A 22,322-nucleotide genomic window follows, 5' to 3' on the forward strand; every position below is an offset into this window, starting at 1 on the left:
TCTTGTCGCGTTTGATCTTCGTAGGAGAGAACCTACTACTGTGCCCCTTTAGATACCCCTTTGGGCTCTTGGGTTACAGGCGGATTCGACAAGCGGTCACAGATTGGCGACGCTCACGGCTCCCGTGCCAACGCTCGTGAGGGATGCCTGCGACGTCGAGGAGGACGCGTCCGAGGGCGTGTCGCCGGAGGACTCGGGGACGTCCTGGATCTGGTTCTGGGTCCCCAGCTGCGCCATGCCGCCCAGCCAACGCGAACGGACCAGGTCGTACAGGCCATTGGACGAGAGGGAGTCGTAGGCGGACTGCGCTGCATCCACGAGCTGTGTGTTGGAACTCGAGACACCGATGCCATAGGTCTTCGCCGCGTCGAGCGTCCCCACGAAGGCGATGTCGTCGTACCGACACGCGAGGTAGGCTCCGGAGCACGCGTCGCACAGCACGTAGTCGATCTGGCCACCCTCCAGGGCGGTGAACGCGTCGTTGAGGTTGGAATAGGTCTTCTCGCTCATCACGAGGCCGGTGCTCTCGAGCGCCTTCTGCGACATGGAGCCATCCTGCAGGCCGACGGTCTTGGACGAGAGGTCACCCACCTTGGCGATGCCGGTGTCCCCCTTGTGGAAGAAGGCGGTCGCGGACTCTGCGTAGGTGCCCACGACCTTTACGGATGACGCCTCGCCGTCGGAGAGGTCCATCACGATGTCGCAGGTCTTGCCCAGCGAGTCGTTCACCGTAGCGACGCTCACAAAGCGGACCTTGAGTCCCATCTCGTCGGCGATTGCCGAGGCGAGGTCCACGTCCAGACCGCTTAGCGAGCCGTCCTGCGTCTCAACGAGCACCGGGGCGGAGACCGCACCAGTTCGAACGCCCACGGTGAGGGTCCCGGGCGAGACGAGCGCGGAGTCGTCCACCGTCGCCGTCTTGCCGGACGAGAGGGAGGCCGTGGCCTCCGCGACGGAGGGGTAGCTTGCCTTGGGGAGGCCAGAGATGGACGGAACGGAGCAGGCGCACAACGAGAACGAAACGAATGTCGCAATCCCCGCCGCGACCGCCCTGCTGGCCACCCTGCTCTTCATGCTCTCAACACCCCGCGCGTCCGTCACCATTCCAATGCCCTACCCAGCTGACCTGGTATTTGACCCCACACTCGCGCACAGGGGCTTTTGCCGGGCGCACCGCGGTGTCCCGACTGGAGGCCCTCTCGCCCGCGAGGCCCCATGCCCCATGTGTAGACGGGCGGTGCGACTTACCTCTAGGACGAGCCATGCTCGCGCGCACGCGCACGCACGCGCTTACGTGGATCCTTTTGACCTCGTCTGCCATGGACTAGGGAGCCACGAGGGCGCCCGCAACCACAGACCTGGGTAAAGCGAGTCAGAGTATACCAGCAAGCACCTCTCGGAGATTGCGGACCCGCATGGATACGGCTCCCCCATTGCATAAACGGTTGCAATCTTCCAACGAGGGGTCACGTGACGCCACCGCGAACCGGTTTTGAGACCTTGGGACCTCACCACACGCGGGCGAGCGCGCAGCAGGTGACCTCGGAGGCGCCGCGCGCGAGGAGTGCCCTCGTGCACTCCCTCATGGTGGCGCCGGTGGTCACCACGTCGTCCGCCAGCAGGACCCTGAGGCCGCGGACGTCTTCCACGACGTCGACCGTCCCGCTTAGGTTGCGGGCGCGCTCGTCCCTCCCCAGCTCGCGCTGGTCGCGCGCGCCGCGACGGCCGAGTGCATCCAGCAGCGGGATGCCGCTGAGGCGACAGAGCTCGCGGGAGACGAGCTCCATGTGGTCGAAGCCGCGCCGCAGGTACGCCTCGGGCGTGGCGGGGACAAAGCAGACGACGTCCGGCTCAAGCCACCCGGCGCCTTCCCTGCACGCGCGCCATGAGGACGCATCGTCCAGCGCGGTCGCCATGGCGGCGGCAATCACCCCGGCGGCACGGAGCTCATGCGAATCCTTCAAGGCGCAGACCATGCGCGCCGCGACACCCGAGAACGGGAGGGCGCAGACGGTCGTGCCCGCCTCCCAGTCCCCCTTGCACTCCGTGCAGGTGAGCCAGCCAAAGGGGGCGCCGCACACGGGGCAGGCGTAGCACTGGTCTATCCAGGGGAGACGGGCGCGGCAGTCGGGGCACAGCAGCTCACCCGGAAGCCCGCAGCCCAGGCAGCGCGTGGGCCACATCAACTCGCCCACGTCTGACAGGAGACCTCGCAGCGGCGACCCGGAGCGCCCTGGCGCGCACGACGCCGGGGCAGGGGAACTTGGCATGGGCATCTCCTCGCACGAGCTCGTGCGTGGGGGCGCGTTGGGTTGCGACCGACGCTACCAGGGAATAACCGAGCCATGCAAGCACGGGGAGGGCCCGGGCGTACCCACGAGAGATGGTGTCAATTGGTCTGGGAAGGCAGCTGACAAGTCCCGTCGGGAACTTGCAGAGTGCGACGCAGGCAGACTCGAGGTGGCCAGGCACTGGAAGACCCTGCCCTTGCGGCCTGGAGGCGCTTGCCGCAACCACCTGCTGAGAAAATGCGAGCTGTGGCAATCGGAGATGGGCCCTCGCGTCACTGCGGGCGGATTCTGCTGAGGAAATGCGACCTGTGGCAGTAAAAGTGCCGCGATGATTGCCCGGGACTCAAGATTCCTCAGTGGTTCGAGCCCTCGGATTGCCACAACTCAAGATTCTTCAGCACCTGGGGGCATGCGCCCCTGATTCGCCCAACCTTCCCCGCCCCCTGCCCGAGCATCAGGTAGCGCGATGCTTAGCGCCGCTAGGCGAGACGGGCCAGCACCATGGGGGCGGCGGTTATGAACCACGCCGCAAACGAATCGGGGTCGCGAGCAAGCTCCGCCGAGAGGTCGTCGGCGGATACCCAGCGCACGTCCATGACCTCGTCGGGGTCGGGCAGCACCTCGCCGTCGTACTCCCCGACCATCACGTGGTCGTACTCGTACTCGGCTAGGCCGTTGGCAAAGGGCGCGTAGTACACGAACGACCCCACCTCGTGGCAGTCGACGCCCGTGACCCCCAGCTCCTGGGCAAGGCGCCGCTCCACAGCCTGGGGGAGAGACTCGCCCACACGCGGGTGGGAGCAGCACGAGTTGGCCCACAGCCCGCCGGAGTGGTACTTCCCTAGCGCCCTCCTCTGGAGGAGCACCTGAATCCTCCCGCCCACGCGGCGCCAGAGGAACACGGAGAACGCCCGGTGGAGGAGGTGACGGCGATGGCAGTCGAGCTTCTCCGCCTGACCCACCGGTCGGTCGAGGACGTCTACCAGGACCAGGAGGTCGTCTCCCCCTGCCATGGTCCCACCTCCCGTCGTGGCCGCCCGGGCAATCCCTGCCCTACCCCTGCCAGGGGACGAAGCGGTCGTAGTCGATGCCAAACTGCATGAGCACCTTGCCGACCACGTGGTCGACCTGATGCTGCGTTGTCTCGCACCCATTGTAGAAGGTGAGCATGGGTGGGACGATGGAATAGCCGTCCTCGGCAGCCTGCAGGAGGTTGCGGCAGTGGCTGCGGTTGAGGGGCATCTCGCGCGGGACCAGGACGACCCGCCTGCCCTCCTTCATACATACGTCGGCTGCCCTCACGAGGAGATCGTCGTCGTACGAGTTGACCATGGCAGAGAGGCTCTTCATGCTGCACGGGGCAACGATCATGCCGTCTGTCCGGTACGAGCCGCTCGAGATGGGTGCGGCCAGGTCGCGGTTGTCGTAGGTCACGTCCGCGAGGGCCTCGACCTGTTTTATGGAGAGGTCGGTCTCCCTGCCGAAGATGACCTTGGCCCCCTCGCTCACGACCAGGTGGGTCTGGACGTCCTCCACCCCCGCAAGCGCCTGCAGGACCCGATACCCAATCTGGACGCCCGTGGCGCCGCTGATGCCGACGATGATCTTGCGCATATGGACTCCTCGGTCCGTATGAAAGCCAATTACAAATGGAGCGGGGCCCCACGGCTGGAATGCAGCCCGGGACCCCGCAGTCCCGCGGGGCCGTCCGCCCAGGGCGGACGGCTCCCGAGGGAACTCTGTTACATCAGGCCGAGCATATGGAACCAGGCGGCCTCCACGAGCACGACGATGAAGACCACGACGGTGAGGGGGATACCCATGCGCATGGCCTCCTTGGAGCTGTAGCCGGCGGCGTCCTCGCCCTCGCCAACCAGGATCGCAAGGTTGTGGAAGGGCAGGATGTAGTGGATGTTGATGGCGGAGAAGACCATCATGCTCACGGCGATGGGGCTGATGGACGTACCCGAGGTGAACGCCAGGAACGCCGGGACGCAGATGCCCAGGACGGCCATGACCGAGCCCATGAACATGTGGATGATCACGGTGATGGCGGCGATCAGGAGCGCGAGAACGAAGATGTTGCTGGGGACGGAGCTGGGAAGGACCACGTTGGCGATCCACTGGTTCATGCCCGTTGCGCTGCCCACGGTGCCGATGCCCATGGCAGCAGTGAGGAACACGAGCGTGTTGATGGGCACGGAGTTCCAGGTGGACGGGGTGAGGACCTCGCCGATGACGGGCAGTGCCATGGCGGCGCCCACGATGAGGGTCACAAAGCCGATGTTGAAGCCGGTAATGGACTCGGTGAGCCAGAGCGCGATGGCAATGACGAGCCACACGACGACGCGCTTCTCCTTGGTGCTGACGGGACCGAGTGCCTCCTGGCGCTCCCTGACCTCGTCGAAGTCGATGGTCATCTCACGCTCGGGCTTGAAGAGGCGAAGGCCCAGGAAGAGCGTGCAGAGCGTAGCGATGAGCATGGGCACCGACATGTAGAAGAACCACTGGATGAACGAGACCCCATCCTTGGCGTACGAGGCGACGAGGGGGTTGAGCGTGGCGTCACCAGTGAGGAAGAACATGGATCCCGGAGCGGCGGCTGCGAAGGTGAGGAAGCCGACCTTGACCTTGTCTGCCTTGGACATCTTGGCGGCGTCGCAGATGGCGATCATGACCGCGAGGATCATGAACGCGCGCGGGAAGGGATGCGGGATGATCAGCGAGAGGATGAAGGTGAGTGCGAAGATGCTGATCACGAGCGACTTCCAGTCGCGCACGAACTTGATCGCGAACCAGTAGGCAATCCTCTCGCCCAGGCCCGACTCCTTGACCGCAGCCGCGATGAGGTAGGCGCCGATGACCATCCACATCTGCATCTTGGTCCACGAGGCAAATACCGTCTCGGCGTCAGAGGTGCCGGTGAGGATGAGGAGCGAGAGATAGATTGCCGAGACGTACGCGGGCTGGGCGACGCCACAGGCCCACCACACGACGGTCATGAGCGTGAGGGCGAGGCAGTGCTGGCCCTGCGCGCTAATCTCGCCGAGCGCGCTCAGGGGCGCGACCCACACGATCGCGAGGACGACGAGGCCGGCGAACAAACCGACGGTCTTCTTGTTGAGTTTCACGAACCAATCCTTCCCTTGGGGCGCGGGCGGGATGCGCCCGCGCCACGTCGAGGCTTGCGGGTACTAGGCCTGGAGCTCCTTGGCCCACTTCTGCTTGTCGATCTCGAGGAACTTGCTGCGCTGGAAGTTGTCCTTGAGGTCGAAGGGCACCGTGCAGTCGAAGATCGCCTTGCACGCGATGCCGTGGAAGCGGATTGAGGGGTCCATCGCGGGGTCGTTGGAGGGGTCGAGCACGTGGCAGTGGCAGCCGGGGATCGTGATGAGGTCACGGTCGGCCTGGAAGCGCGTGGTCATGGCCCACATGACGTCGTTCATGTCAAAGATGTCGATGTCCTCGTCGACCAGGAACACGTGCTTGAGCTCGCTGAATGCCGAGAACGCAAGCAGGGCGGCGTTGCGCTGGCGGCCCTCATCGTTCTTGCTGCTCTTCTTGAACTGCAGGATCGCGACGAACTTGCCACCGCCGCAGGGTGCCGCGTGGACGTTGAGCAGGCGGCCGGGGATGGCGGTCTCGACCATCTTGTAGATGGACGCCTCGGTGGGGATGCCCGCCATCGAGACGTGCTCGTGGGACGGCCCGATGCAGGACTGCATGATGGGGTGCTCGCGATGCGTGACGGCGGTGATCTTGATCACGGGCAGCGCGGGCTTGGCGTCGCCGGTGTAGCCCGGGAACTCGGGCATGGCCTTGCCGGTGTTGGAGTTGATGTCCTCGCGGATGGTCTTGTCGTGCAGCAGGTAGCCCTCGAGCACGTACTCGGCGTTGGCGATGCACTTCTCGGGGACGGTGAGGCAGTTTGCCAGCTCAACGGGACGGTTGCGGATGGCGCCGGCGATCTGCAGCTCGTTGTAGCCGAGCGGCGTCGTGGGAGCCTCGAAGCCTGCGGACATGTAGACCGCGGGGTCCAGTCCGATGGAGATGGAGATGGGCATGTCCTTGCCCTCAGCCTTCCAGCGGTCGAAGAACGCCCCCAGGTGACGGCTGCCCGGGGTGATCCACATGCCCAGCTCGTCCTTGGACTCGATGCAGAGGCGGTGGATCGTTACATCGGAGGTGCCGTTCTCGGGGTCATGCCCCATGCACAGGCCCATGGTGATGTAGGGGCCGGCGTCCTCGGGGGTGTTGGTGGGCGCGGGAACGAGCGTGCGCAGGTCAAAGTCGTGGTCGGTGGCCTTGTGCACGACCTCCTGGCAGTCGATGTGCTTGCCCTCCTCGATCATCACGGGCGGGATGGTGTGCTGCAGCTTCTTGCCCATCTCGAGGCCCAGGTGCTCCTCGTCCATGCCGATGAGCTTCGAGACGCGCTTGCGGCTCGCGAGCATGCCGATCACGACCTTGGCGTCGGGGAAGCCCTTCACGTTGTTGAAGAGCATCGCGGGGCCCTCCTTGGTCGGGCGCATGACCGTTCCGCCTGCACCAACGTAGCGGTAGACGCCGGAGACCTCCGCGTCGGGGTCGACCTCGGTGTCCGTGGTCAGCAGCTGGCCCTGCTCTCCCTCAAGGAACTCGAGCGCGCTTCTCAGGTCGTGAATCTCTGCCATGTTGTCCCTCCTGCACGTCGCATGTGGGCGGAGAGGGATTCCCCGCCCCCGTTTCGGCACGAGGGTAGAAGTGTGTTCCTGCTATCAGGTCAAGCACAATTTTCACAAATGGCTTGGAATTGTCTGGCGAGAGGGACGCGGGCAGGCGCGCCAGCGGCCTATCCCTCTGGCATCACGGGAATCTCGAGCCTGCAGAGGTCGGCGTGGTGCTCCTCATTGTAGAAGGCGGAGTCGAGGATGCAGAGGTCAAAGACGTCGCCACACGGAACGAGGCCCCTCTCCCCCATCCAGTCGAGGAGCCGCCGGACCGGCTTCCAGTCGTAGGGCATCGCAACCTTGTACATGGTCACGTACTCGCCCTCGGGCAGGGTGACCATGGTTGCCCCGGGGACGTCCTGCCCGTTGGGGACCAGCACGATGCTTCCCGCCCCGTCGAGGGGACGCGGCGTTCCCTGGCTCTCTGCACGCAGGACGGACCCAAACCCCATGGAGGGAAGCATCCCCGCGTCGAGCAGCTTCCCCCAGGCGCCCATGAGGGCAAGATGCAGCTTCATCACGTCCATGTCCCCCTCGGGATAGGGCGAGAAGATAGCCTTGCGCTGCGGGAGCCACTCCACCCGGGGCAGGTCGACCGACCGAGCCTTGGTCGCGGAGTGGGAGAAGAGCTCGCCCAACTGACGCACCTCACTCAGCTGCTCCTGGAGCCGCTCGATCTGGGACTGGATGGCATCCTCACGCTGGCGGAGGAGCTCTATGACGCCGTCGACCGAGCGGTTGCGCATGAAGGCGCCTATCTGGGCGAGGGGGACACCCATCTCCTTGAGCAGGCAGATGAGCCTGAGCTGCGGAATCTGGCCGATGCTGTAGTAGCGGTAGCCCGACTCGCTCACGTACGCAGGCTTGAGCAGACCGTTCTTGTCGTACAGGATGAGCGTCTGGCGCGAGATGCCGTTGAGGGCGGCCATCTGGCTGATTTTGACGAACTCCTTGCGGTCCTCCATGGGCACCTCCGGTCCGTGACGACTTGCGCGAGACACCACAAAACTGTATTGCAGCTTCACAGTTTGATGCCATTCAGGTTCGCAGTCACTCTCGGCGGACGCAATCAGGGCGCCGTGACCTTCGTCGCCACCGACGTCTAAAGCGAGAAGAGCGCCCTCGCGTTATCCCAGAGCGCATCGTACGTGCGCTGGCGGGAGGCAATCCCAGCGTCCTCCCTCACCTGGGCGAGGCTTGCGGCGGAGAAGGCAACCATGGCCTCCTCGCACTCCTCCCCGCGCAGGGGGACGGGGGCCATGTAGGGCGAGTCCGTCTCCGAGAGAATCAGCCGCTCGGGGCACTCGACTGCCGCCTGTCGTACGTCGTCACTCGAGCGGAACGTCTCGGCGCCTCCAAAGGCGACGTGCGAGCCAAGCTCCACGAACGGGGCCATGACCTCGGGGCCCTGCGTGAAGCAGTGCAGGTCGCAGCCGCGTCGCGGGACGCCCTCCTCCCGCAGGACGCGCTCGACAAGGGCGTGCGCCGAGGCCGCCTCGTCGTCCCGGGCGTCGCGAACGTGCAGCTCGACGGGTAGGTCACGCTCACGTGCCACGCGGAGCTGGTCGCGAAGGGCACATTCCTGGGCATCGAGTGGGACGTCAGAGTACGGGCCGAGGTCCACGCCTATCTCGCCTACGCCAACGCAGCGCGGGGAGTCGAGCAGGAGCGAGAGCCTCTCCCCCACCGACAGGTCGCCCAGATAGTCGACGGCCCCATACGGGTGGACCCCCGCGACGATCCACACGTTGTCGAGGAGCGGGGGCAGGCCGGGCCGGTCGGGGAACTCTGGCGGGACCAGTCCGATGGAGGCGTACCTGTCAAGCAATCCGCGGGCCTCATCCACCTTGGACTCGAACCAGTCCAGGAACCTCGGGACGTCCCGGACGTCGTCCGCCGGGTCGACCGGGACCACAAGGAGGCGCACCCCCGCGAGGGCGGCCCTTGCCAGGACGTTGGCCGCCTGGTGCTCGCGGAACACCGTGAGGTGCCCATGGGTATCGGCAAGCGGCGCAAGGGGTGCGGGGAACTCCACGGCCCTGCCGCGCACGTCGTGGAACAGCGAGCCGTCCTCCCAGGTGAGCGCGTCGAGCTGGGAGGAGCTGAGGGAGTGCCTCCCGCTCATGCGAGCGCCCCCTCGCCGAGCTCGCGGGCAAGGTTCACAAAGTCCTCGGTGGAGAGGCGCTCGGCGCGCACGGTCGGCTCGATGCCAACCCGTGCGAACGCCTCGTCGAGGGCGGCCTTGTCGAAGCCAGACGAGGACATGGAGTTGCGGATGGTCTTGCGGCGCTGCGCGAAGGCGGCATCGATCACGTGCGCGGTCGCCTCGAGCTGGCCAGGCGAGAGGGGCTCCCCCGTCTGCGGGTCAACGGCCGGCCTGCGGTCGATCCGCACCACGGCGCTCTGCACGTGCGGGGGCGGGAGGAAGTTGCCCGGACCCACCTCAAAGCGCCCCGTGACCGTGCCGTACAGCCCAAGCTTGGCGGTGTAGGCACCGTAGTCGCGCCCGCCCGGGGTCGCGGCGATGCGGTCGGCGACCTCTGCCTGCACCATCACGACCTCGCGGTGCACGTGGGGCATGGCCTGGAGCGTGCGCAGGATGATGGTGGCGGCGACCTGGTACGGGAGGTTGCTCACGAGCTTGGTTGGCCTTGGGGAGGGAAGGGGCCTGCCCAGCCGGGAGACCGCCTGGGCGAGGTCGTCCTCCCCCACCCCCAGGGCGTCGCCCATGAGGAGGGCGAACCGCTCAGAGTCGCGGGCGCAGGTGCTCTGGAGCACGGGCTCGAGCGACCGGTCCGCCTCCACCGAGCACACCGCACCCGCAAGCGGGAGCAGCGCCACGGTGAGGGTGCCGATGCCCGGCCCCACCTCAAAGACCACGTCGTCCTCGCCCAGCTCGGCGAGGTCCAGGATCGAGGCGATGACCGAGTCGCTCACCAGGAAGTTCTGGCCAAGCCGATGCTTGGCCCCATGGCCAAACTCCTCCAGCACCAGACGGGTCTGGCGCGGGTTGGCGAGCCACGAGCAGGCCTTGTCGCCGGAGCCTGCCACCGTGCTAGTCCCTCTTGGCCTGGAGACGGGGGAACAGCGCGTCTCCCTTGGTGACGGGGACGGAGGAGGCGAGGCCGCCCCACTGGCAGACGGCCGCGAGGTCGTCCGTCTGGGCCTCTCCACCAAGGCTCATGCGACGCAGGACCTCCGCCGAGGTGCTGGGCATGAAGGGCGCCAGCAGGTGGGCGCAGATGCGGATGGACTCGAGCAGGTTGGTGATGATGTCCGCGAGCTCCTGCGCGCGTGCGGGATCCTTGGCGACTGCCCAGGGCGCGGAGTCCTCGATGTAGTGGTTGGCTGCGTGCACGAGCTCCATCACCACGTCCTTGGCTGCCACGTACTCGAGCTTGTCCATGTGCTCCGCGTAGCGCCCCTCGATGCCCAGGGCGATGCTGCGGAGCGGGTTGTCCCTCTCCGCCCAGCCGTCCGCGAGCGCTGGGGTCTTGCCATCAAAGTACTTGGCGCTCATGTTGAGGGAGCGGGACACCAGGTTGCCCCAGCTGTTGGCCAGGTCGGCGTTGTAGACCTGCTCCATGCGGTTGAAGCTGATGGCGCCGTCCTCGCCCGGCACGCAGTCGGTCATGAAGTAGTAGCGGTACCCCTCCACGCCCAGCATGTCGATGACCTCGCGCGGCGCGATGGCGTTGCCGCGCGACTTGGACATCTTCTCTCCCTTGCCGGTCTCCTCGTTGCGCACCATGAGGAAGCCGTGCGCAAAGACGTGCTCGGGCAGCGCCTCGTTAATGGCCATGAGCATGGCGGGCCAGATGACGCAGTGGAAGCGGATGATGTCCTTGCCCACGATGTGGTACTGGGCCGGCCAGCGGCGGGCGAACTCTGCCTTGGCCTCGGGGGTGTCGACGCCATACCCAACGGCTGTCATGTAGTTGAGGAGGGCGTCAAACCACACGTAGGTGACGTGCTTGTCGTCGAACGGAACGGGGATGCCCCAGTCAAAGCTCGTGCGCGAGACCGAGAGGTCCTGGAGGCCACCCTCGACGAAGCTGCGGACCTCGTTCATGCGGAAGTCGGGCTGGACGAAGTCGGGATGCTCGTCGTACAGCTTGAGCAGGCGGTCCTGGAACGCGGAGAGCTTGAAGAAGTAGGACTCCTCCTGCACGCGCTCCAGGGGACGGCCGCAGTCGGGGCACAGGTGCTGGCCCTCGGTGTGGCGCTCCTCGTCTGCCTTCGAAACCTGGGTCTCGGTGAAGTAGGTCTCCTCGGGCACGCAGTACCAGCCGTCGTAGCTGCCCTTGTACAGGTATCCGGAATCCCTCATGCGATCCCACAGGTACTGCACCGCATGCACCTGGCGGGGCTCGGTGGTGCGGATGAAGTCGTCGTTGGAGATCTCGAGCTCGCGCCACAGGTCCTTGAAGAGCGGCGCCTGGCTGTCACACCACTCCTGCGGGGTCATGCCGTGGCTGCGCGCGGCCTCCTCCACCTTCTCGCCGTGCTCGTCCATCCCCGTGAGGAACTTGACGTCGTACCCCGCGGCGCGGCGGTAGCGCGCCTGGACGTCGCAGAGGATCGTGGAGTAGGCAGTCCCCAGGTGGGGGGCTGCGTTGACGTAGTAGATGGGGGTGGTGATGAAGAAGGACGGCTTGTCGCTCATGGGGTCTCCCGATTCCTGATGGCGGAACGTACAACGGGGGCAATTGTACTCTGGGAGCGATGGAGACCCGCGGGAGGCGACTCCAATCGAAAAAACACCCACCGCACGACATGGTTTTGGCACCGGGGGAGAGGGGCGGGGCAACGGCAACGCAGCTAGGACCCGTTGGCAGCCCGGAGGACGCGCTCGTACACCTGGGCGCGTGGGACCCCATACCGCTTTGCGAGCGCCTTGGCGAGGGCACTCTTGGGCTCGCCGGACGCGAGACCCTGCGCGATCGCCTCCTCGAGTGTTGGGAGCTCGGCGGACGCCGACCGGGCGTCTCGAAGCTCGTCCGCCCCCGGCGGGGCTATGACGACCACGCACTCGCCTCGCAGCCCCTCGCGCTCCGCGACCTCGCGGGCAAGGGCTGGAGCAAAGTCGCGGACGACTTCCTCGTGCAGCTTGGTGAGCTCGCGGACCAGGGCGACGCGGCGCGACGGCATGACCTCCGCCACGTTTGCGAGGGTCGCCGCGACCCTGTGGGGAGACTCGTACAGCACGATGGCGCCGGGAACCGCCGCCAGCTCCCCCAGGCGACGCACCTGGTCTCCCCTCCTGCGGGGGAGAAAGCCCTCGAAGAAGAAGTGCTCCATGGGGAGGCCCGACGCCACGAGGGCGCAGGTGACCGCGGACGGGCCGGGCACGACCTCGACGCGATGGCCGGCGTCCAGCGCCGCGTCGACCAGCTGCTGGCCTGGGTCGGACACGCCGGGCATGCCGGCATCGGAGGCAAATGCCACGCGAGCGCCCTCGCCCAGCAGGGAGAGGACCCTCTCCACGCGGTCGGCGATCACGTTCTGGTCGCACCGCTCCAGCGGCACCCGGATGTCAAAGTGGGAGAGGAGCCTGCCCGTGACGCGCGTGTCCTCGCACAGCAGGAGGTCCGCCTCCGCAAGCGTTCGCAGGGCACGCGGGGAGGCGTCGTCCAGGTTGCCGATAGGCGTCCCCACCATGGAGAGGAGTCCCGCGCCCCACGTGGCGCCGCCCTCCCCTAGCACAGCATCCCCCGCTCGAAGGTTGCGAGCGAGACGCGGGCGTCCCAGCCCGCGAGGCGCCCCTCTGTCTTCCAGGTCTGGAAGAACCAGGCGGGGCAGCCGGAGAACATGGAGATCTGCTCGGAGATGAAGACGCGCTCCAGGGCGATGCGCCCCTCGGGCGTGGTGGAGGAGTCGGCGAACGGCAGCGACCCGGACCACTTGCCCACCATCACGGGAAGGCCACTGCGGCGCGCCTGGTCGAGCTCCTTGCGCGACCGGTCGGCGAGCTTGCGTATGGCGGTGGGCCCGATGGAACCCACGTTGTCGAAGTAGCGGTACAGGTGGCAGTCGAGCCACGCGTTGTGGTAGCGACGCTGCGCCATGAAGCGCCCCCACGCGCCATGCTGCCCGGCATCGGGGACGATGACCAGCACGTCGTCCCCCGCGCAGGCGCGGATGCGGTCGTACGCGTCGCGGTAGTAGTTGCGCAGCACGTGGAGCGGGACGCCGTCGCTGAGCGTGAGGCCGCGCCGAACCTGCGGGTTGGGGTCGTCCGCGACCTCGATGCCCGCGAGCGCGGCACGCGTGCCGTAGCGGTCGCAGAGCATCCCGATGACATCGAGCATGTCCTCGCGATACGAGGCGAAGTCCCCGTGGTTGCGCACGAGCTCGCCCTCCGCCCCCCGCACGCCCGGGTTGATGCAGAGGTCGAGCACGATTTTGAGGCCAATCTCGTCCGCCCAATCAAAGGCGTCGTCCACCAGCTCGATGCAGCCGACGAAGGGACCGGGCGTGGGACCGTCGTCCCCAAAGACGTACCAGGGGACGGGGAGGCGCACTGCGTTGAACCCGCGCGAGGCGATCTGCAGGAAGTCCGACTGAGACATGAAGTCCGCGCGATGGGCGCGGACGAGCCCCTGGTAGTCCTCGCGACCGATGGAGCTGACGAGTGCCGCCTCGTCGAGCACCCCGGAGTCGACGAAAAGCGAGGGGGTCACCCACGGCTCGAGCGTAAGCCAGCCCGTGAGGTTGACTCCGTGAAGCGGTCGCGCCGACATCGTCGCTCCTTTCATAGTGCGAGGTACGAGGTATTTTGCAGTATACCCTCGACCCCGGACAATAGGTGCTTCGTGCCGCAAGCTGGCCAAGAGTGGCTGAAGGCGCTCAAGGCGGCAGGCCGCCGGCAACGGCATGCGAGACGGCCCCTTCTCCATGGGTTCGCTATCCTCTTCTGGGAGAATGGGGGAATCCGCATGCGAAGACGGGAGGGACCTTGGTTCGTGACATCGTGCGCTCGCGCATCCTGCTCGCCCGCTCCTCCCGGCAGGCAACCGCAGACGACCTGGCGATAGGCGCAGACCTCGCCGACACGCTCGCCGCCCACTCGGACGGCTGCGTGGGCATGGCGGCCAACATGATTGGGGAACGTGTGTGCATCATCGCGGTTCTCGACCGCAATGGAAGGCCACGCGTGATGTACAACCCCAGCATCGTCTGGCACGAGGGCCCCTATCAGACGGAGGAGGGCTGCCTCTGCCTTGAGGGAACCAGGCCGGCCACCAGGTGGCGCCGCATCGCCGTGGAGTACCAGGACTCGTCCATGCGGGCGAGGACGGGTCGGTTTGAGGGCCTTGAGGCCGAGGCGATTCAACACGAGATCGACCACTGCGACGGAGTGGTGATCTAGTGACGCCACGCGACCAGGACAGGGACAGGCGACGCTCGTCCGGGACGCCCCGGGGGAGGTCGGCGGGCTCTCGCCCAAGGGGAGCCGCGCGCCCGTACGGCGAGCGCCAATCCTCCGGCGGGCGGGGCACCGACCGCTCCGAGGTCAGGGGCACCGCCCGTTCCGCCGCACGTCCATCGCGGAGGACTGCCACGCCCCGCGAGGCTCCGCGTAGGATTCGCGAGGAGCGGCCGCGTCCCCGTCCGACGCGCGCACCTGGAGAGCCCCGTCGCACGCAGCAGCGCCCCGAGCGCAGGAGGGAGCAGCCGTACGCGCGCAGGTCGAGCGAGGACCGCGCCATGCGCACGGCGAACGAGGCCATCGCAAACCAACGGCCCAACCAGAGGGAGCAGATGCGCCGCGAGCGCAGGAGGAAGCTCCTTCTCCCCATTGCCCTGGTCTCCGCGGCAATCGTCGCCGTGGTTGCGCTGGCCGTGACACATCCCTCGCTCCTGGCGCCACAGGACGATACGTTGGTCGAGGACTCCTCTGCACAGGATCAGAACGCGGACATCTCGCAGCCCAACGGCCTCGTTGGCCTGCAGTTTGCAGCCGCAGACAGCCCGACCCTTCTGAAGCAGCCGTACGACTGGACCAACCTGGACACCAGCGGCTCCTACTACAGCTACGCCGTGGACGGAAGCACCAAGTCGGTTCTGGGCATCGACGTGAGCCAGCATCAGGGTGACATCGACTGGGAGAAGGTCAAGGCCGCCGGAATACAGTTTGTGTACCTCCGCGTGGGCTACCGGGAGTCGATTGGGGCAAAGGTGCGCGCCGACTCCAACTTCAAGCAGAACCTGAGCGACGCCAAGGCGGCGGGGCTCAAGGTGGGCGTGTACTTCTACTCCCAGGCAACAACCGAGGAGGAGGCCCGCGAGGAGGCGGACCTCACGCTCCAGATGCTCGATGGGACATCGCTCGACTATCCCGTCGCCTTCGACTTTGAGCCGACCAACGACTCCAGCGGCACGAGGGTCTCGAACCTCTCCGCCGACCAGATGACGAAGGTGGCAAAGGCGTTTTGCAACAGGATCTGGAGCAGCGGCTACTCAACGATCATCTACGGCAACTCCGCGGACCTGTCGCTGTACAACCTAGGCGACCTCGCCAAGTATGGCTTCTGGTACGCGGAGTACGGCTCGCATCCCACGATGGACCTCAACTTTGTGCTGTGGCAGTACACCGACGAGGGAACCGTGGACGGCATCGAGGGCAACGTCGACATCGACCTGGACCTCTCCGCCGCCAATGACGCGATCTCGGTCACCAGGAGCGGCGAGGACGCGAAGGCGGCACCCTCGTCGTCCGGCAGCGACTAGCCGCCGGACGAGACGACACTCGCCACAAGCCACGGGCGCCCACGTGATGCCCGTGCTCGACGGCCATGCCAGACGAGCCTACGCCAGGTCCCGGGCCGCCCTGCGGAGCCACGATGTGACCTCGATGTGCTGTGGGCAGGTGCCCTCGCAGCGACGGCACCCTATGCAGTCCCCTGCCCCACCATGTCCGCGAACTGCCTCCGCGTACTCCTTGCGCGCACGCGTGGGATTGCCCCACAGGAGCTCCTGGTTCAAGGCCTCGAACACGTCTGGGATGGGGATGTCCCTGGGGCACCCCTCCACGCAGTAGCGGCAGGCAGTGCAGGGAACCTGCTCCACGCCCGCAAGCGCCTGCCGGGCGCGCTCAACCGCCTCGCGCTCCCCCTGGTCGAGTGGGCGGAAGTCCCCCATGTAACCCACGTTGTCCCTCACCTGGTCCAGCGTGGACATGCCGCTCAGGACGGTCATGACGCCGTCGAGCGAGGCAGCGAAGCGAATGGCCCAGCTGGCTAGGGACGCGTCGGGATTGGCATGGCGAAGGATCTGCGCAACCTCCCTCGGAGGGTTGGCGAGCCTGCCGCCCTTGACGGGCTCCATGATCACCACCGGCTTGCCGTGGCTGCGGGCCACCTCGTAGTTCTCGCGCGAGAAGACCGTGGGGCTCTCCCAGTCGGCGTAGTTGATCTGCAGCTGCACGAAGTCGACCTCCGGATGGAGGGTGAGCAGCTCGTCCAGCATCTGCGGCGAGTCGTGGAACGAGAACCCAACGTGACGGACGACTCCGCGCTTCTTCTGCTCGCGTACGAAGTCCCAGATGCCGTAGCGGTCGTAGTTATCGCGGTTGGACGACTGGAGCGCGTGGAGCAGGTAGAAATCGAGGTAGCCCGCGCCCGTGCGACGGAGCGACTCTTGGAGCTGCGCCTTGCACGTCTTGGCGTCTACGCACCCCAGGCGCGCGTTGATCTTGCTCGCCAGCGTGAACGAGTCACGGGGATGGCGCTCCACCAGGGCCTTCCTTGTCGCCTCCTCGGAGCCCTCGTACACGTACGCCGTGTCAAAGTAGGTGAGCCCGGCATCGAGGAACATGTCGACCATCTGGGAGGTCTGCTCCACGTCGATCTTGCCGCTCTTGAGCCTTGGAAGTCGCATGAGCCCAAACCCCAGCTTGGGCGTGTTGGTCAGGGCGTCACCAGACATCGTTCCTCCCCCACTCTTGGCCTCGGGGCCTTCCCCGCACGAGGACATGATACGTCGCACCGTCCCGAGGAGGTGACGCGGAGGGCAGGGGACGCAGGCCGCGGCGCCCCGCCATCGTGGTATACGTAGTCAGACGCGAGCGAGGGAGAGGCCCATGGCAGCCAAGGTCAGGCGGGGAGGCAAGGCGAAGGCCGGCGCAGCGGGGCATGGGGCCTCCTCGTCTGGCTCATCGAAGGGCCCGCAGGCCTCGAAGGGTACAAAGAAGGCCACGACCGGCGGCGGGAGGCACTCGTCCAAGCACGCCGGCAAGACGACCTCGCACGGCACCAAGACGGCACCAAAGAAGAAGGCGTCACGCGGGTCCTCGCATGCTGGCAGGCACTCCGCACGACCGTCGGGAGCCGCCCGAATCATCGGGCGCATCATGATAATCGCCGCCATCGCCTGCATCGTGGTCCTGGCGGTCTCCAGGGTCCTGGTCTCCGAATCCTCCGCCGGCAGCTTCGCCGGCTCGGCCCTCCCCAGCTCGTCGGTGGCCTATACCAACCCCTTCGACTGGTCCAGCCTCTCGTTTGGCCTGGACGGCCGGCCGCGCTACGTGGTGGACGGCGTGACCGAGAGCCGCGTGGGCATCGACGTCTCCGAGCACCAGGGAGACATCGACTGGGGGTCGGTGAGGGCAGACGGGATCGGCTTTGCCTTCGTGCGCGTGGGCTACCGCGGATCGAGCAACGGCACCATCGTGGAGGACGCCAAGTTCGAGCAGAACGTGGCGGGTGCGCAGGCGGCGGGCGTGGAGTTGGGCGCATACTTCTACTCGCAGGCAACGACCGAGGCCGAGGCCGTCGAGGAGGCCCAGTACGTGCTGCAGAAGCTGCGGGGCGTGTCCCTCTCGTACCCCGTCGCCTTTGACTACGAGCCCACGGGCAACCAGGGGTCGCGCATCTACACCCTGTCCAAGGACCAGATGCGCGCCGTTGCCGACGCCTTCTGCCAGACGATCGAGGCCAGCGGGCGCACGGCGATCGTATACGGGAACCAGTCGGACCTCGCCCGGATGGACGCGGCATCCCTCTACACGTACGGGTACTGGTATGCCTCGTACACCTCTGCGCCCACGCTCGACATGGCGTTCGCCATCTGGCAGTACGCGTCCACGGGCCAGGTGGCGGGCATCTCGACCTCGGTGGACATGGACCTCGATCTGTCGCGTCCCCTCGCAGAGGGGCTCGCCGCGGCGTCCTCGTCGTAGGGGCAGAAAAACCGCGGCGGGAGACGTTCCCCGCCGCGGCTGCCTTGGCGCTAGTCCCTGGTGAGCTTGCGGTGCAGCCGGTGCGGCTTGGAGAGGTCCGGCCCCAGCCTCTTCTCGCGGTCGCGCTGGTAGTCCTCGAAGTTGCCCTCAAACCAGCGCCAGCTGCCGGGGTCCTCGTCCGTGCCCTCCCATGCCAGGATGTGCGTGGCGATGCGGTCCATGAACCAGCGGTCGTGGCTGGTGATGACCGCGCAGCCGGGGAAGGCGAGGAGTGCCTCCTCCAGGCTCTCCAGGGTCTCGGTGTCCAGGTCGTTGGTAGGCTCGTCCAGCAGCAGCAGGTTGCCGCCCTGGCGAAGGGTCAGGGCCAGGTTGAGGCGGTTCCTCTCGCCTCCCGAGAGCACGCCAGCTCGCTTCTGCTGGTCGGTCCCCTTGAAGCCGAAGGCGCTCACGTACGCGCGGCTGGGAATCTCCTGGTCGCCCACCTGGATGTAGTCGTTGCCACCGGAGACGACCTCCCACACGTTCTTCTGCGGGTCGATCCCCTCGCGGTTCTGGTCAACGTAGCTGATCTTGACCGTCTCGCCCAGGTCGAGCTCGCCGGAGGTGGGTGCCTCCTGCCCCACGATCATCTTGAACAGCGTGGACTTGCCCACGCCGTTGGGGCCGATGACGCCCACGATGCCGTTGCGGGGCAGGGTGAAGCTGAGGTCGTGCATCAGCACGCGGTCGCCAAACGACTTGCAGAGCCCCTTGGCCTCCAGCACCTTGGATCCCAGCCTGGGACCGACGGGGATGTGGATGTCGGTGTAGTCGACCTTGGTCACGCGCTGCGCCTCGGCCTCCATCTGCTCGTAGGCGGCGAGACGGGCCTTGCTCTTTGCCTGGCGCGCCTTCTGGGAGCTGCGCACCCACTCCAGCTCGCTCTTCATCTTCTTGGCGAGCTTGGCGCTCTGCTTGGACTCCGCCTCCATGCGCGCGGACTTGGTCTCGAGGTAGGTGGAGTAGTTGCCCTTGTACGGGTAGAGCGTGCCGCGGTCGACCTCGCAGATCCACTCGGCGACGTTGTTGAGGAAGTAGCGGTCGTGCGTCACTGCCAGGACGGCTCCCTGGTAGTTCTTGAGAAACTGCTCCAGCCACAGAACGCTCTCGGCGTCCAGGTGGTTGGTGGGCTCGTCCAGCAGCAGCAGGTCGGGCGCCTGCAGCAGCAGCCTGCACAGCGCGACGCGACGGCGCTCGCCGCCGGAGAGGTGGGTCACCGGCTCGTCGGGGTCGGGGCACTGAAGGGCGTCCATCGCCTGCGAAAGCTGGCTGTCGACGTCCCAGCCGTTGGCCGCGTCAATCTCGTCCTGAAGGCGTCCCATCTCGGCCATGAGGGCGTCGTAGTCGGCGTCGGGGTCGGCCATCTCCTCGCCGATCTGGTTGAAGCGGTCGACCTTGGCAAGGACGTCGCCAAAGGCCTCGCGGATGTTCTCGCCCACGGTCTTGTCCTCGTCCAGAGGGGGCTCCTGCAGCAGGATGCCCACCGAGTAGCCGGGCGAGAGGCGCGCCTCGCCGTTGGAGACCTCCTCCATGCCGGCCATGATCTTGAGCAGGGTCGACTTGCCCATGCCGTTGGGGCCCACCACGCCGATCTTGGCGCCGGGGAAGAAGCCCATGGTGACGTCGTCGAGCACGACCTTGTCGTCAAACGCCTTGCGGGCCTTGTACATCTGGTAAATGAACTCTGCCATGCTGCTCCTTTGCGGGGCTCGGTGATGGATCCAGGGGACATTCTACGGTGTGCGGGCGGGCGAGATGTGAGGGCGATGTGGTTCCGACCCTCCCCGCGGGGCGTGTGCCCTCACCTCCTGACGCGCGACCGGGCGCCACGGGTACCGTCGCATACAATGGACGCCGCAAGGAGAGGAGAGGAGGCCGCATGGGGCACGGGGACGCAAGGCTGCCCATACAGCGCGAGGCGACGCCAACGGAGCTGATCGCCCGCCACGGCGAGGACATTCTCGCTTCGGCGGGAATGGACGTGGAGAGGCACTGCATCCAGCACGGGACCACGAGCGTGTGCGCCCACTCGCTGGCGGTGACGCGCGCCTGCGTGCGCATGGCGCAGGCAACACGGCTGCCCGTGGACGAGCGTGCCCTCGTGCGCGGGGCGCTTCTCCACGACTACTTTCTGTACGACTGGCACGTGAGCGACCCCAGCCACCGGCTCCACGGCTTCACGCACCCCGGCACCGCCTGCAGCAACGCCGTCCGCGACTTTGGCATAGGGCCGGTGGAGCAGAACATGGTCCGTCACCACATGTTCCCCCTCACGCCAACGCCGCCCACCTGCCGCGAGGCGGTCATCCTGTGCGTTGCCGACAAGGTGGTCGCCACGCGCGAGACGGCACAGGGCATCGCGCTCAAGGTCGAGGCCCTTGCAGGGCGGGGGCGCGCATGAGGAGGGTCCTCATCATCGCCACGGGCGGCACGATCGCCTCGATGCAGGACGATCGGGGCCTCTCGCCCCAGCTGACCGGCGCCGAGATAGCTGCTTACGTGCCGCAGCTGGCAGACGTGGCAGAGGTGGGCTTTGTTCAGCCCATGAACATAGACAGCACCAACATGCGCCCCACCGACTGGCTGCGCATACGCGACGTTATAGAGGACGCCTACGACGACTACGACGGCTTTGTGGTCCTGCACGGCACGGATACCATGGCATACACGGCGGCGGCGCTGAGCTACCTGGTGCAGGACAGCCCCAAGCCCATCGTGCTCACGGGCTCCCAGCAGCCCATGGCAAACCCGTTCACCGACGCCAAGCTCAACCTGTACCACTCGGTGCTGTATGCGACGACGCCCGGCTCGCGCGACGTGAGCGTGGTCTTTGGCGGCAAGGTCATCGCCGGGACGCGCGCCCACAAGCAGCGCACCATGAGCTACAACGCCTTCACCAGCGTGAACTACCCGCTTCCCGCGGTCATCCGTGGCAACCGCGTGGTGCGGGACGTCGCCATGGGAATGTCGATCACGAGACAGGAGGACGAGCCCCTACCCAATGGGGACGGCTCCTCTCGCCCCACCTTCTACCGCTGCCTGGACGAGCGCGTGGTGGTGCTGCGCCTGACGCCCGAGCTACAGCCGAGCATCCTGGACCTTCTCTCCCGCGACTACCAGGCGGTCATCCTCGAGACCTTTGGCATTGGGGGCATCCCCGAGTACGAGGGCGGCTCGTGGAAGCGCGCAATCTTTGACTGGGTGGGGTCAGGTCGCACGCTGGTGCTGACCACGCAGGTGAACGAGGAGGGCATGGACCTGGGGGTCTACGAGGTGGGCCACGACTACGCCGAGCACCCGGGCATCCTCAAGGGAGACGACATGACCACCGAGGCGCTGGTGGCAAAGACCATGTGGGCGCTGGGGCAGGCGAGAGACGCGGACGAGACGCGCGAGTTGTTCTACCGCCCCGTCAACCACGACCGCATGCCGCGCTAACCCCCGCTATGCCTCCGCGTTGACCGCAAGGCCGAGGAACACGCACAGGATGGCGGCGGCGATATTGCACACGTACGCCGGGACGCTCCCCACGATTCCGCCCACGAAGACGGTGAATCCAATGCCCACGACGGAGAGCGTGAGCCAAGCTGCCGCAGAGACCGCGGCGGGGAGGGCAAACCTGCGACGGCGCGAGGCTCGCAGCCCCAGGGCTCCCGAGACGGCGGCGGCGATCAGGTTGACGACAAAGACGAGAGCCACTGCCGGAGCCCCCGCGTCCAGGACTCCTTTGCCGCCAAACAGCACGTTGCCCAAGCCGCCCAGGACGTCGAGGCCAAATGCGAAATGGGCGATGGCTGCGGCGAGGACGACGATGCTCACGACCAGAACCACCAGGGAGACGACGCCGAGGAACGACTGGACGATTGGCCTGCCGCCCGAGCCCATGTACCTCATCTGACCTCCCTGCTACGTTTGAGTCATGTTTATTGGTGTTTGAGAAACGCATCGTGCAAACCGAGAAAGCATAGCACACGGTTTCACCATATTTTCATCATATTACACCTAGGAAAGCCAGATTACGGCATCAATCGCAGCGTGGGAGCCCCACGTCTGCCAGCGCTGGGCGCAGACGATGCCGGCAGAACCGCACGGACCTTTGGC

20 protein-coding genes are annotated in these 22,322 nt (G+C 66.6%); 5 read left to right on the plus strand and 15 right to left on the minus strand.

Translation table 11 applies throughout. The annotated features are described in order from the left end of the window. Window positions 1–96 precede the first annotated feature (96 nt). From FYJ68_RS06770 to FYJ68_RS06825, 12 genes are all read right to left on the minus strand, one after another. The gene (locus tag FYJ68_RS06770; RefSeq protein ID WP_195837747.1) at window positions 97–1,074 is read right to left on the minus strand and encodes a substrate-binding periplasmic protein; all 978 of its coding nucleotides are present in this window, start codon (window positions 1,072–1,074) and stop codon (window positions 97–99) included. 434 nt (window positions 1,075–1,508) lie between these two features. Next, complete coding sequence (locus FYJ68_RS06775) at window positions 1,509–2,270, minus strand: ComF family protein (RefSeq protein ID WP_229772104.1); 762 nt, start codon at window positions 2,268–2,270, stop codon at window positions 1,509–1,511. A gap of 500 nt (window positions 2,271–2,770) precedes the next feature. Then, complete coding sequence (idi, locus tag FYJ68_RS06780; protein WP_154435330.1) at window positions 2,771–3,304, minus strand: isopentenyl-diphosphate Delta-isomerase; 534 nt, start codon at window positions 3,302–3,304, stop codon at window positions 2,771–2,773. 40 nt (window positions 3,305–3,344) lie between these two features. Beyond that, the gene (locus FYJ68_RS06785) at window positions 3,345–3,905 is read right to left on the minus strand and encodes a UbiX family flavin prenyltransferase (protein WP_154435332.1); all 561 of its coding nucleotides are present in this window, start codon (window positions 3,903–3,905) and stop codon (window positions 3,345–3,347) included. A gap of 128 nt (window positions 3,906–4,033) precedes the next feature. Beyond that, entirely contained in the window at window positions 4,034–5,422 is a 1,389-nt protein-coding gene (locus FYJ68_RS06790) for an SLC13 family permease (protein ID WP_326832258.1), read from the minus strand. A gap of 63 nt (window positions 5,423–5,485) precedes the next feature. Continuing rightward, complete coding sequence (locus FYJ68_RS06795) at window positions 5,486–6,964, minus strand: UbiD family decarboxylase (RefSeq protein WP_154435334.1); 1,479 nt, start codon at window positions 6,962–6,964, stop codon at window positions 5,486–5,488. 158 nt (window positions 6,965–7,122) lie between these two features. Next, complete coding sequence (locus FYJ68_RS06800) at window positions 7,123–7,965, minus strand: MerR family transcriptional regulator (protein WP_154435336.1); 843 nt, start codon at window positions 7,963–7,965, stop codon at window positions 7,123–7,125. Between the two features lie 137 nt (window positions 7,966–8,102). Continuing rightward, window positions 8,103–9,125 carry a TatD family hydrolase gene (locus FYJ68_RS06805; protein ID WP_154435338.1) on the minus strand — a complete coding sequence of 341 codons (1,023 nt, stop codon included), beginning with the start codon at window positions 9,123–9,125 and terminating at the stop codon, window positions 8,103–8,105. Further along, on the minus strand, window positions 9,122–10,051 hold the full coding sequence (rsmA, locus tag FYJ68_RS06810; protein ID WP_195837762.1) for a 16S rRNA (adenine(1518)-N(6)/adenine(1519)-N(6))-dimethyltransferase RsmA: 930 nt from the start codon (window positions 10,049–10,051) through the stop codon (window positions 9,122–9,124). The genes FYJ68_RS06805 and rsmA overlap by 4 nt, the downstream gene beginning before the upstream one ends. Window positions 10,052–10,055: 4 nt before the next feature. Next, entirely contained in the window at window positions 10,056–11,666 is a 1,611-nt protein-coding gene (metG, locus tag FYJ68_RS06815) for a methionine--tRNA ligase (protein WP_154435342.1), read from the minus strand. Between the two features lie 155 nt (window positions 11,667–11,821). Further along, complete coding sequence (rsmI, locus tag FYJ68_RS06820; RefSeq protein ID WP_154435615.1) at window positions 11,822–12,661, minus strand: 16S rRNA (cytidine(1402)-2'-O)-methyltransferase; 840 nt, start codon at window positions 12,659–12,661, stop codon at window positions 11,822–11,824. Between the two features lie 38 nt (window positions 12,662–12,699). After that, the gene (locus tag FYJ68_RS06825; RefSeq protein WP_154435344.1) at window positions 12,700–13,743 is read right to left on the minus strand and encodes a glycoside hydrolase family 5 protein; all 1,044 of its coding nucleotides are present in this window, start codon (window positions 13,741–13,743) and stop codon (window positions 12,700–12,702) included. Window positions 13,744–13,958: 215 nt separating this feature from the next. Here FYJ68_RS06825 and FYJ68_RS06830 point away from each other — a divergent pair, with 215 nt between their 5' ends. Continuing rightward, window positions 13,959–14,372, plus strand: a complete 414-nt coding sequence (locus FYJ68_RS06830; protein WP_154435346.1) for a peptide deformylase — start codon at window positions 13,959–13,961, stop codon at window positions 14,370–14,372. Continuing rightward, complete coding sequence (locus FYJ68_RS06835; protein ID WP_154435348.1) at window positions 14,372–15,733, plus strand: glycoside hydrolase family 25 protein; 1,362 nt, start codon at window positions 14,372–14,374, stop codon at window positions 15,731–15,733. Before FYJ68_RS06830 ends, FYJ68_RS06835 begins: the two co-directional genes overlap by 1 nt. A 78-nt stretch (window positions 15,734–15,811) precedes the next feature. Here the strand turns inward: FYJ68_RS06835 and FYJ68_RS06840 are convergent, their stop codons facing one another. After that, complete coding sequence (locus FYJ68_RS06840) at window positions 15,812–16,930, minus strand: aldo/keto reductase (RefSeq protein WP_154435350.1); 1,119 nt, start codon at window positions 16,928–16,930, stop codon at window positions 15,812–15,814. 154 nt (window positions 16,931–17,084) lie between these two features. Between FYJ68_RS06840 and FYJ68_RS06845 the strand changes: the two genes are divergently transcribed. Next, window positions 17,085–18,182 (plus strand): glycoside hydrolase family 25 protein, encoded by a 1,098-nt coding sequence (locus tag FYJ68_RS06845; RefSeq protein ID WP_154435352.1) that lies wholly within the window; start codon window positions 17,085–17,087, stop codon window positions 18,180–18,182. A 50-nt stretch (window positions 18,183–18,232) separates the two neighbouring features. On the opposite strand, the gene ettA is transcribed toward FYJ68_RS06845, so the two are convergent. Then, window positions 18,233–19,912, minus strand: a complete 1,680-nt coding sequence (gene ettA, locus FYJ68_RS06850; protein WP_154435354.1) for an energy-dependent translational throttle protein EttA — start codon at window positions 19,910–19,912, stop codon at window positions 18,233–18,235. A 188-nt stretch (window positions 19,913–20,100) separates the two neighbouring features. On the opposite strand from ettA, the gene FYJ68_RS06855 reads away from it, so the two are divergent. Both FYJ68_RS06855 and FYJ68_RS06860 read left to right on the plus strand, forming a co-directional pair. After that, window positions 20,101–20,622 (plus strand): HD domain-containing protein, encoded by a 522-nt coding sequence (locus tag FYJ68_RS06855; protein ID WP_229772105.1) that lies wholly within the window; start codon window positions 20,101–20,103, stop codon window positions 20,620–20,622. Then, window positions 20,619–21,659: an asparaginase gene (locus FYJ68_RS06860; protein WP_154435356.1), complete on the plus strand. Its 1,041-nt coding sequence runs from the start codon at window positions 20,619–20,621 to the stop codon at window positions 21,657–21,659. The genes FYJ68_RS06855 and FYJ68_RS06860 overlap by 4 nt, the downstream gene beginning before the upstream one ends. A gap of 6 nt (window positions 21,660–21,665) precedes the next feature. Here the strand turns inward: FYJ68_RS06860 and FYJ68_RS06865 are convergent, their stop codons facing one another. Then, window positions 21,666–22,115: a hypothetical protein gene (locus FYJ68_RS06865; RefSeq protein ID WP_154435358.1), complete on the minus strand. Its 450-nt coding sequence runs from the start codon at window positions 22,113–22,115 to the stop codon at window positions 21,666–21,668. Between the last annotated feature and the right edge of the window lie 207 nt (window positions 22,116–22,322).

Source organism: Olsenella porci, assembly GCF_009695875.1.
Lineage (GTDB): Bacteria > Actinomycetota > Coriobacteriia > Coriobacteriales > Atopobiaceae > Olsenella_H > Olsenella_H porci.

Excerpts from the sequence above, each read along its gene's own strand:
- FYJ68_RS06800 (WP_154435336.1), bottom strand. The coding sequence starts at position 7,965 with ATGGAGGACCGCAAGGAGTTCGTCAAAATCAGCCAGATGGCCGCCCTC.
- FYJ68_RS06825 (WP_154435344.1), bottom strand. The coding sequence starts at position 13,743 with ATGTCGGCGCGACCGCTTCACGGAGTCAACCTCACGGGCTGGCTTACG.
- FYJ68_RS06855 (WP_229772105.1), top strand. The coding sequence starts at position 20,101 with ATGGGGCACGGGGACGCAAGGCTGCCCATACAGCGCGAGGCGACGCCA.
- FYJ68_RS06775 (WP_229772104.1), bottom strand. The coding sequence starts at position 2,270 with ATGCCAAGTTCCCCTGCCCCGGCGTCGTGCGCGCCAGGGCGCTCCGGG.
- FYJ68_RS06770 (WP_195837747.1), bottom strand. The coding sequence starts at position 1,074 with ATGAAGAGCAGGGTGGCCAGCAGGGCGGTCGCGGCGGGGATTGCGACA.
- idi (WP_154435330.1), bottom strand. The coding sequence starts at position 3,304 with ATGGCAGGGGGAGACGACCTCCTGGTCCTGGTAGACGTCCTCGACCGA.
- FYJ68_RS06860 (WP_154435356.1), top strand. The coding sequence starts at position 20,619 with ATGAGGAGGGTCCTCATCATCGCCACGGGCGGCACGATCGCCTCGATG.
- FYJ68_RS06785 (WP_154435332.1), bottom strand. The coding sequence starts at position 3,905 with ATGCGCAAGATCATCGTCGGCATCAGCGGCGCCACGGGCGTCCAGATT.
- FYJ68_RS06795 (WP_154435334.1), bottom strand. The coding sequence starts at position 6,964 with ATGGCAGAGATTCACGACCTGAGAAGCGCGCTCGAGTTCCTTGAGGGA.
- FYJ68_RS06865 (WP_154435358.1), bottom strand. The coding sequence starts at position 22,115 with ATGAGGTACATGGGCTCGGGCGGCAGGCCAATCGTCCAGTCGTTCCTC.
- ettA (WP_154435354.1), bottom strand. The coding sequence starts at position 19,912 with ATGGCAGAGTTCATTTACCAGATGTACAAGGCCCGCAAGGCGTTTGAC.
- metG (WP_154435342.1), bottom strand. The coding sequence starts at position 11,666 with ATGAGCGACAAGCCGTCCTTCTTCATCACCACCCCCATCTACTACGTC.
- FYJ68_RS06805 (WP_154435338.1), bottom strand. The coding sequence starts at position 9,125 with ATGAGCGGGAGGCACTCCCTCAGCTCCTCCCAGCTCGACGCGCTCACC.
- FYJ68_RS06840 (WP_154435350.1), bottom strand. The coding sequence starts at position 16,930 with ATGTCTGGTGACGCCCTGACCAACACGCCCAAGCTGGGGTTTGGGCTC.
- rsmI (WP_154435615.1), bottom strand. The coding sequence starts at position 12,661 with ATGGTGGGGACGCCTATCGGCAACCTGGACGACGCCTCCCCGCGTGCC.
- FYJ68_RS06845 (WP_154435352.1), top strand. The coding sequence starts at position 17,085 with ATGGCAGCCAAGGTCAGGCGGGGAGGCAAGGCGAAGGCCGGCGCAGCG.